This is a genomic window from Brevundimonas sp., assembly GCF_031082345.1.
Lineage (GTDB): Bacteria > Pseudomonadota > Alphaproteobacteria > Caulobacterales > Caulobacteraceae > Brevundimonas.
The window spans coordinates 1-8,965 of the sequence record NZ_JAVHLH010000107.1; the positions used below are offsets into that span (position 1 = coordinate 1).

Genomic DNA, 8,965 nt, shown 5'->3' on the forward strand with positions numbered 1-8,965 from the left:
CTACATCCTGCGTCTGCTCGACGAAGGCCCCGTCGTCGGCGAGGTGGAGCCCTCGCCCGAAGGCCTGCGCGCGCCCGGCACGCCGCTCGCGGCCGCCCCCGACGAAACGCCGGGAGATCCGAAATGAGCCTCGACCTTCCCCTCATCTGGGCCGGGCTGATCGCCGTCGCCGTGCTGCTCTATGTGCTGCTGGACGGCTTCGACCTCGGCGTCGGCATCCTGTTTCCGTTCTCGCGTTCGCAGGAGGACCGGGACGTGATGATGAACACCGTCGCCCCCGTCTGGGACGGCAACGAGACCTGGCTGGTGCTCGGCGGCGGCGGCCTGCTGGCGGCCTTCCCCCTGGCCTATTCGATCGTGATGCCGGCCTTCTACCTGCCGGTGATCCTGATGCTGGCGGGGCTGATCCTGCGCGGCGTGGCCTTCGAGTTCCGCTTCCGGGGCCAGCGCCGCGGCCGGCCCTTCTGGACCGCCATGTTCGCCTTCGGCTCGATCCTCGCCGCCTTCGCTCAGGGCCTGATCCTCGGCGGCTTCATCCAGGGGGTCGAGGTCGTCGACGACCGCTTCGCCGGCGGGACCTTCGACTGGTTCACCCCCTACACCCTGTTGGTCGCGGCGGGGCTGGTGTGCGGTTACGCCCTGCTCGGCGCGGCCTGGCTGATGTGGAAGACGACCGACGCCCTGCACGGCGACGCCCGCCGCTGGGCGGTGATCTCGGGCGTCCTGACGGCCCTGTTCCTGCTCGCCGTCAGCCTGTCGACCCTGGTGGTGCACCCGCTCGTCGCCGAGCGCTGGGGCTGGACCGGGTCGGGGCTGGACCTCGGCCACTTCCTGCCGCTCAGCGTCATCCCGCTGCTGGGCCTGGCCGGACTGGCCACGGTGGCCGTCGGCGTCGCGCGCGGCTCGCACGCCTGGCCCTTCCTCGGCGCGGTGCTGGTGTTCCTGTCCGGATACGTGGGGCTGGCCGTCGGCTTCTTCCCCTATGTCGTGCCCTATGCGGTGGACTTCCGGGCCGGGGCCGCGCCCGACAACGCGCTGGGCCTGATGCTGGTCGGCACGGCGGCGATCCTGCCGCTGATCCTCGCCTATACCGGCTGGGTCTACTGGGTGTTCCGCGGCAAGGTCACGCCGGAGTCCGGCTATCATTAGAATCGAACCGCCCCCGGAACCGGGCGAGACCTCCGGGCCCCTGTGGAAGCGGCTGGCGTGGTTCGTGGGCCTCGCCGTCGCCGCCTCGGCCGTGACCGCCGCGGTCGCCTATGCGCTCAGGGCCTTGCCGTTCATGGGCTGAGGCGCGACAGTCCGCCCCATGATCACCGCCGCATCCGCCGCCGCCCTGCTGCTCGCCACGGCCCCGCAGGCCGTGCCCCAGAGCCCTCCGCAGACTCCGCCGCCCGGCGCCGACATCACCAGCAGCCTCAACAGCGGCCCCCCGCGCCCCGCGGACTATCTCGCGCCCGAGCCCGTCGCCGAGCCCGAGACTCCTCCGGCGGAGGCGACCCCGCCCGCTCCGGCGCCCGCCCGAACCGTCACCCCGCCCCCGGCGGCGGGCGCAGACGCCGCCGGCCGCCCCGCCCCCGCGGTCCGACAGCGAGCGGTTCACGATTCCAGAACCGTTCCAGGCGCCGGCGGACCTGCAGCCGTCGCGCGTTGTCCCCATCCCCGTTGAGCCTTCGCCGCGTCCGCGCACGGCTCCCATCACGCCTCCGGGGAGCGCCATCCCCGTCCCGGCGACCACGGAACCACCCGCCAGTGTCCCGCTCGAAAGCCTCCGGCCGCCCGAGTCCGCGCCCGCCGTCGAGACTCCCCCGCCGCCGACCGCCCCCGCCGTCACCGTGCTGGACGCCGCCGCCCGCGCCGCCCTGCCGTTCTCGGTCGAGCTGCCGGCCGGGTTCGAACTGGTCACCGGCCGCCCCGGCCCGGACTTCAGGATCTACACCATCCGCCGCGGCGACCGCTCCTTCGCCATGATCTACGCCGGCCCCGCGTCGCAGTTTCCGATCTACAGCGGCGAGATGGTCGAGGCCGGCGGCCGGGCTTCCGTGGTCGCAACCGAGGACGGCGCGCGCCACGCCCGCGAACACCTGTTCCAGCGCGAGGGCGCAACCCCGCGCGAAATCCACGTCTGGACCATGAGCCTCGAGGGCGCCGATCGCGCCCTGGCCGAGCGCATCGCCCAGTCGGTCGACGTACGCTAGACGCGGCGAACGGCGCTGTCGGGGGCGCCGAGGCGCACCCCGCGCTTGCCCGCGAACACCAGCACTTCCTGCCCCGCCGCCGCCCAGCGCCGCAGCGTCGCCTGATAGGGCTCGCGTCGCCAGTCATGCGGCCGCGCCGGGTCGGACTCGACGATCAGCCGCGCCCCGCCCTGTTCGCTGTGCAGAACGAACCCCGCCACGGTCGGCTTCCACTCCGGCCCCAGGGCGTCGGTCAGCAGCCACAGGCAGTTGAACACCCGGCAGTCGCCGGGCCGCGTCTCATAGACCGCGCAGCCGCCCGCCTTCGAGAAATGACCGCACCATTTGCCCGCGGGCTTCGCCAGCGCCGTCACCCCCATCAGCTTGCAGCACAGGCCGCAGTCGCCGCAGGTCTTTTCGGGCGGGCTCAGGTCTCCGACCAAACCGCCAGCTCATTGCCCGCCGGGTCGCGAAAGTGGAACCGCCGCCCGCCGGGGAAGGCGAAGATCGGCCGGACGATCGCCCCGCCCGCCGCCTCGACCCTGGCCTGCATGGCCTCCAGGTCGCGGGCGAACAGCACCGGCAGGGGCGTCCGCACCCCGTCCGCCTGGGCGTCGAACCCGCCGTCCAGTCCCTCGTTGAACGAGGCGTATTCCGGTCCGTAGTCGATGAATTTCCAGCCGAAGGCCTCGCCATAGAAGGCCTTGGTCGCGGGCAGGTCGCCGCCCGGCAGTTCGAGATAGTCCAGCTTGCCGTCTTCATGCATGGCAGGTGCTCCTGTCGATCGCCACCGACCCTTCGGGCTTGCCACGCCGCCCCGCCCTGCGCAATCTGCGAACGATTCGCAAATAACGGAGGCGGGGATGATCGTGCAGCTCACCGGAAGCGCGGCCCTGGCGCGCCTCATGCACGGGGATCGGCGGGCCTCAGAGCACCTCGCGCCGGCTCAGGTGGATCAGGGCGGCGGCCAGCGCCACGACCCCCAGCCCGAGGCCCAGCCCGAGCGCCGTCTGGACCCGCCACGCCTCGGCGGCCAGCATGTTCACCGGCATCTGCCACGGGAAGAAGACGCCCTGTTTCGCTGACGTCGCCACCACCGAGAAGAAGGTCCCGCCGATCCCGACCGCCAGCGCCGGCACGAAGCTGGCGTAGCGCAGGGCGACCCACAGCTGGATCGAGATCATCAGCAGGGCGGCCAGATACATCTTGCCCAGGGTGGCCGCATAGGTCGCCAGTTCGAACGTCCCGGTCGGCTGCAGCTGCGGCTTGACCGCCGTCGCCAGGGCGACCGCGCCCCAGCTCATCGCCAGCACCGCGGCGCTCATCACCGCCACGACCGCCAGCACGCAGGCCATCTTGGCCGCGTACAGCCGCCAGCGGGGCAGGGGCAGGGCGCGCAGGTGGTCCCACGACTTCGGCCCGTGCTCCATGTGCGCCACCAGCGCCGTCAGGGCCGTGACGCTCATCGGCAGCATGAAGAAGGCCCAGATGCCCGAGGCGCTGCCCATCCACATGTCCCACGGCGCCGCCGCCTTGCCGCGCAGCATGTTGAAGAAGATGAAGATGGCGATCAGCGACGGTGCGGCTGCGGCCAGCACGGCCGCCAGCGAGCGGTTCAGCTTGCGCGCCTCGACGAACAGGGGCGCGAAAAGGGGAGAGGCGGTCATCAGGCGAACTCCGGCTGGGCCTTGGCGGTGACAGAGGGGGCGGCGGGCGGCGAAACCTCGCGGTAGATGCCTTCCAGCGAGCGCGACCGCGCGCCGATGGCGAACACGGCGATGTCGGCCTCGATCAGGGCCCGGTTCAGCGAGGCCGAGGCGGTGCGGGCGTCCTCGCCCGGCTTCAGCCGCGCGACCAGGCCGTCCTCCGCCGCCATCACGTCGAAGCCGCGCGCCCGCGCCAGCGCCGTCGCCCGCACCGCGTCGTCGGTCTGCAGCGCGATCTCCGGGGCCAGGTCGGCCTTCAGCCGGCCCAGCTCGCCCTCCAGCACCAGCTTGCCGTGGCTGAGGATGCCCACATGCGTCGCCGTCTGCTCGATCTCGCCCAGCAGGTGGCTGGACAGCAGCACCGTCGCCCCGGTCCGCTCGGGCAGGGCGCGCAGGAAGCGCCGCATGTCGGCGATGCCGTCGGGATCCAGCCCGTTGGTCGGCTCGTCCAGCACCAGCACCGGCGGCGCGCCCAGCATGGCCCGGGCCAGCCCCAGCCTCTGCCGCATGCCCAGCGAATAGTCCGAGACCCGGCGCCGCGCGTGCTCGCGCATCTCGACCACCTCCAGCACCCGGTCGATCTCGGTCTTCGGCAGGCCCAGCAGGCTGCGGGTCAGATCCAGGTTCTCGCGCCCCGACAGATTGCCGTAGAAGCCGTGCGCCTCCAGCAGCGCCCCGACCTTCCTCGCCGCCCCGATCCGGTCACGGGCCACGTCGACGCCGCAGACCAGGGCGGCTCCGCCCGTCGGCCGGATCAGCCCCAGCAGCATTTTCAGCGTCGTGGTCTTGCCCGCCCCGTTGCGGCCGAGGAAGCCATAGACGGCCTGGTCCGGCACCGTCATCGACACGGCGTCGACGGCCAGATGGCGTTTGAAGCGGCGGGTCAGGTCCCGGGTCTCGATGGCGGCGGGCATGGCGCTCTCGTTTCGTTTAACTCGGACATAAAGTTGCAAACCTCGCGTCTTTAAGTCAAGATTAAAGATAAGACAGCTTTCCGACCCGGAGATTCGCCCGTGAGCCAGGCCGCCACCGACCGCTTCCGCCGCCGCTGCGCCCAGTTCCGCTGGCTGGCGGTGTTCATGGTCGTCAGCGTCGGCGCCCTGCTGGCGCTGATGTACGTGCTCGCGCCCGGCCTGCTGCTGGCCCGCGGCGACTATCCCGAGTCCCCGACCCGCTGGCTGGCCCAGATTGTCTGGGCCCTGCCCACGGTCTTCTATCTGTTCGCCGTCTGGTCGATCGGCGCGGCCATGGGCCAGCTTTCGAAAGGGCGGCTGATCCAGCCGACCCTCGTCCACGCCCTGCGGCGGGTCGGTCTCGCCCTCGGTTTCGGCGGATTGCTCAGCGTCTTCGGCGTCACCAACGTCATGCGCCTGCTCGAGGACGGGCGAGGGGGCTTCGCCTATTTCGACGTCGCCGGCATGACCCTCGGCATGATCGGCGGCGCCCTGTTCCTGCTCGGCGGCGTCATGGAGCAGGCCGACAAGGTCCAGGCCGAGCTGGACGAGATGATCTGATGCCGATCCGCGTCACCCTCGACCATCTGATCGTGAAGAAGGGCCTCAAGGCCCGCGACCTCGCCGCCGAGGTCGGCCTGTCGGAGACCCAGCTGTCGCTGTTCCGCTCGGGCAAGGTCAAGGGCATCCGCTTCCGCACCCTGGCCAAGCTTTGCGCCGCCCTCGACTGCAAGCCGGGCGACCTGCTCGACTACGACTTCGACCCGTCGGACCTGCTGGCGGCGGAGGAGGACTAGAAGGTCACCGTCTGGGCTTCGGAGCCGGGGCGGAACACCACCGTCCGCGTCACCCCGCTGATCCGCACATTGACCTGCTGCTCCTGGTCGTCGTGCACGCCCGGAAAGAAGTCGAGATCGACGGTCACCGCCGCGATCGCCCGGTCCGTCGTCTCGCCGGCGAAGTTCACGCGCACATTGTCCCCGGCCAGCACCGTATCGGCATGGCTGACCGTCACCGGCGCCCCGTCCACCGCCACGCGGAAGCGCGCCCCCAGATGCGTCTCCAGATCGGCCACGGCGCGCGGATCGTCGAGGCTGGGCTGGGCCTCCGGCGCGATGCTCGGCAGGGCCGGCTCGACGTCGTGCGCCGCGAACCGGTGACTGACGCTGACGGCGCCGGAGCCCGGGTCGATCTCGATCACCGTCAGCCCCCCGTGCCCGCGATGGGCGAGGGCGGGGGAGGCCATGGCGGCGATCAGGGCCGCGGTCAGGACGATCCGCTTCAACATCAGGTCAGTCCCTGCGCCGCACGCGGGACGCGGTCGAGTCCGGGCTGACCTCGACGTCGGAGTCGCGCATCCGGTTCTCTCCCGGCGGCGGCGCCGGCGACAGTCGCAGCGACCGCGCGTCGATGCGTTGCGGATAGAAATTGTTGTTCCGGTCGGCGTCGGCGGTCTCCCACAGCGGGTCGATCTCGGCCCCGGTCAGGGTCTTCGACGAGACGTGCTGCCACACCACCTGCCGGCTGTTGCGCCGCCAGACCTCGGCCGGGATGCGGATCGTCTCGTCCGATCCGTCCGAATAGGTCAGCTTCAGGATCACCGGCATCACCAGGCCGCCGACGTTGCGGAAGGTGAAGCGGTAGATGTTGTCGTCGAAGCCCTGGGCCGCGCGCCGGTCCTCGTCCGCCTTGCGCGCCGCGGCCTCGGCGTCGCGGCGCTGCTGGGCCGTCACCGTGAACCGGTCGGTCTGGTTGTAGAAGTCCCGCGTCGCCGGATCGCGCTCGACCACGGTCTCGATGTCCTGGTTGCGCGCCGCCGTCAGCGAGCCCGGCTCGGCCTCGAACCGGTCGCGGGCGGCGCGGGCGCGGACCTCCGGATCGGCGCTCTCCAGCCGCGCCGCCGTCACGCCTTCCAGCGCGATGTCGACATGGTCGGTCGAATAGAACCAGCCGCGCCAGAACCAGTCGAGGTCGACGCCCGAGCTCTCCTCCATGGTGCGGAAGAAGTCATAGGGCGTGGGCCGCTTGAAGGCCCAGCGCTGGGCGTACTCTCGGAACGCCCGGTCGAACAGCTCGCGGCCCAGCACCGTCTCGCGCAGGATCACCAGCGCCGTGGCCGGCTTGGCGTAGGCGTTGTTGCCGAACTGCAGCAGGCTGTCCGAGTGGGTCATCACCGGCACCTGGTCCTGGCTGACCATGTATTCGACGATGTCCTTGGGCTCGCCCCGGGCCGGGAAATCATGATCCCACAGCTTCTCGGCCTGGAACTGCAGGAAGCTGTTCAGCCCCTCGTCCATCCACGTCCACTGGCGCTCGTCCGAGTTGACGATCATCGGGAAATAGGTGTGGCCGACCTCGTGGATGACCACGCCGATCAGCCCGTTCTTGGCCCGCTCGGTATAGGTCAGGCTTCCGTCGTCCGCCCGCACGGGCCGCGGCCCGTTGAAGGTGATCATCGGATATTCCATCCCGCCGACCGGCCCGTTGACCGACTGCGCCGTGGGGTAGGGATAGGTGAAGGCGAACTGGTTGTAGACGTCCAGGGTGTGGGCGATCGACTTGGTCGAATAGGCGTCCCACAGCGGCCGGGCCTCCTTCGGATAGAAGGACATGGCCATGACCACCGGATGCTCGGCGCTCTGCTGGTCGACGCCCATGGCGTCCCAGATGAATTTCCGGCTCGAGGCCCAGCCGAAGTCGCGCACATTGTCGGCGCTGAAATTCCACGTCCGGGTGCCCGACCGGGCCGGCCGCGACTCGGCCGCGGCGGCCTCCTGCGGCGTGACGATATAGACCGGCTCGTCGGCGCTCCGGGCCCGGTCCAGCCGCGCGCGCTGTTCGGCGTTCAGGATGTCCGGGTTCTGCAGCTCGCCCGTCGCGGCCACCACGTGATCGGCCGGCGCGGTGATCGAGACGTCGTAGTCGCCGAACTCCAGGGTGAACTCGCCCGAGCCGAGGAACTGCGCATTATGCCAGCCCTCATAGTCCGAATAGACCGCCAGCCGCGGGAACCACTGCGCCGCCAGGAAGATGCAGTTGCCGTCCTCGTGCGCCTTGGTGAAACATTCGTAGCCGCTGCGGCCGCCGACGACGTTGGTCTCCGGCATGGGCAGGGTGAAATCGATGGTGAAGGTGAAGCTCTGGCCGGTCGCCAGCGGCCGCGGCAGTTCGACCCGCAGCATCGAATCCACGATGGTGAACGGCACGGCCTGGCCGTCCGGCCCGGTGATGCGCAGGTCGTTGAACCCGCCTTCCCAATCCTGGAACCGCTCGATGCGCCGGATCTCGTTGACGCTGACGGTCTCGGAGTTGCCGTAGGTCCGGCTGCGCTCGGCCAGCGAATCGCGGCGATAGTTCTGCTGGTCCAGCAGCAGCCACAGATAGCCCAGGGCGTCCGGCGAGTTGTTGGTGTAGGTCACCGCCTCGCGGCCGGTCAGCGTCCGCCGGCCTTCGTCCAGCGACACGTCGATGTCGTAGTCGACCTGCTGCTGCCAGTAGCGGTGCCCCGGCGCCCCCGAGGCGTTGCGGTAGTCCGTCGGGGTCGGCCAGTCCTCGCCCTCGAACTGGCGGAACTTGTCCTCGAAACTGCCTTTGGACTGGTCGATCGGCCCGATGCTCTGCTGGGCGAGCGCGGCCTGCGCCATCAGGGAAACGCCCGCCACGGAAGCGAGCAACAGTCCGACGCGCATGGGTAACCGTCCGTTTTCTGGAAGAGGCGCGGCGACCTTAGCCGGGCCGCAGGGGCGCGCAAGACGCCGGAGATTACGTCTGTGTAATCCACCCGAGCCGCGCGCCCGACGCCGTCGCCAAAGCGGGCCAGACGGCCGCCCGGTCGCAGCCCACGGCCACCGCCGGTTCGCCCGGTGCGACCATCTGCGGCGCCGATGGCCGGTTCATCACAAAGACCACGAAGAAGGCGCAAAGGACACGACGGGAGCGAGCTCCCGGGACCCTTCGCGGGCCTTGCCCGCCATCCGATCCCATGGCGTCTCCCTGACGGGAGCCGCGACCCGCCGGCCCCGTCGTGTCCTTTGTGAATCCGTTGTGTCCTTCGTGGTGAACCCTGGCTCGCGAGGGCCGTGACGCTGTGCTGGCGATCCGCGAAATTATAGTCCGATTGTCACAAAAC

10 protein-coding genes are annotated in these 8,965 nt (G+C 70.4%); 4 read left to right on the forward strand and 6 right to left on the reverse strand.

What is annotated here, in order from left to right; translation table 11 throughout:
• Window positions 1-123 precede the first annotated feature (123 nt).
• The gene (gene cydB / locus RDU12_RS08455; protein WP_300290707.1) at window positions 124-1,149 is read left to right on the forward strand and encodes a cytochrome d ubiquinol oxidase subunit II; all 1,026 of its coding nucleotides are present in this window, start codon (window positions 124-126) and stop codon (window positions 1,147-1,149) included.
• Between the two features lie 686 nt (window positions 1,150-1,835).
• Complete coding sequence (locus RDU12_RS08460; protein ID WP_308684438.1) at window positions 1,836-2,198, forward strand: hypothetical protein; 363 nt, start codon at window positions 1,836-1,838, stop codon at window positions 2,196-2,198.
• Here RDU12_RS08460 and RDU12_RS08465 read toward each other — a convergent pair.
• From RDU12_RS08465 to RDU12_RS08480, 4 genes are all read right to left on the reverse strand, one after another.
• Window positions 2,195-2,620 carry a YkgJ family cysteine cluster protein gene (locus tag RDU12_RS08465; RefSeq protein ID WP_300293047.1) on the reverse strand — a complete coding sequence of 142 codons (426 nt, stop codon included), beginning with the start codon at window positions 2,618-2,620 and terminating at the stop codon, window positions 2,195-2,197. The two genes, RDU12_RS08460 and RDU12_RS08465, sit on opposite strands and share 4 nt — an antisense overlap.
• Window positions 2,605-2,943 (reverse strand): VOC family protein, encoded by a 339-nt coding sequence (locus RDU12_RS08470; protein ID WP_300293049.1) that lies wholly within the window; start codon window positions 2,941-2,943, stop codon window positions 2,605-2,607. The genes RDU12_RS08465 and RDU12_RS08470 overlap by 16 nt, the downstream gene beginning before the upstream one ends.
• 160 nt (window positions 2,944-3,103) lie before the next feature.
• Window positions 3,104-3,844, reverse strand: coding sequence for an ABC transporter permease (locus RDU12_RS08475; RefSeq protein ID WP_300293051.1), 741 nt, complete (start codon window positions 3,842-3,844; stop codon window positions 3,104-3,106).
• The gene (locus RDU12_RS08480; RefSeq protein ID WP_308684439.1) at window positions 3,844-4,797 is read right to left on the reverse strand and encodes an ABC transporter ATP-binding protein; all 954 of its coding nucleotides are present in this window, start codon (window positions 4,795-4,797) and stop codon (window positions 3,844-3,846) included. The genes RDU12_RS08475 and RDU12_RS08480 overlap by 1 nt, the downstream gene beginning before the upstream one ends.
• 99 nt (window positions 4,798-4,896) lie before the next feature.
• Between RDU12_RS08480 and RDU12_RS08485 the strand changes: the two genes are divergently transcribed.
• Window positions 4,897-5,397 carry a DUF2975 domain-containing protein gene (locus RDU12_RS08485; protein WP_300293227.1) on the forward strand — a complete coding sequence of 167 codons (501 nt, stop codon included), beginning with the start codon at window positions 4,897-4,899 and terminating at the stop codon, window positions 5,395-5,397.
• Complete coding sequence (locus RDU12_RS08490; protein ID WP_300293229.1) at window positions 5,397-5,633, forward strand: helix-turn-helix transcriptional regulator; 237 nt, start codon at window positions 5,397-5,399, stop codon at window positions 5,631-5,633. Before RDU12_RS08485 ends, RDU12_RS08490 begins: the two co-directional genes overlap by 1 nt.
• On the opposite strand, the gene RDU12_RS08495 is transcribed toward RDU12_RS08490, so the two are convergent.
• Window positions 5,630-6,124, reverse strand: coding sequence for a DUF6702 family protein (locus RDU12_RS08495; protein ID WP_308684440.1), 495 nt, complete (start codon window positions 6,122-6,124; stop codon window positions 5,630-5,632). The two genes, RDU12_RS08490 and RDU12_RS08495, sit on opposite strands and share 4 nt — an antisense overlap.
• Before the next feature lie 4 nt (window positions 6,125-6,128).
• Entirely contained in the window at window positions 6,129-8,525 is a 2,397-nt protein-coding gene (locus RDU12_RS08500) for a M1 family aminopeptidase (RefSeq protein ID WP_374990202.1), read from the reverse strand.
• Window positions 8,526-8,965: the final 440 nt, after the last annotated feature.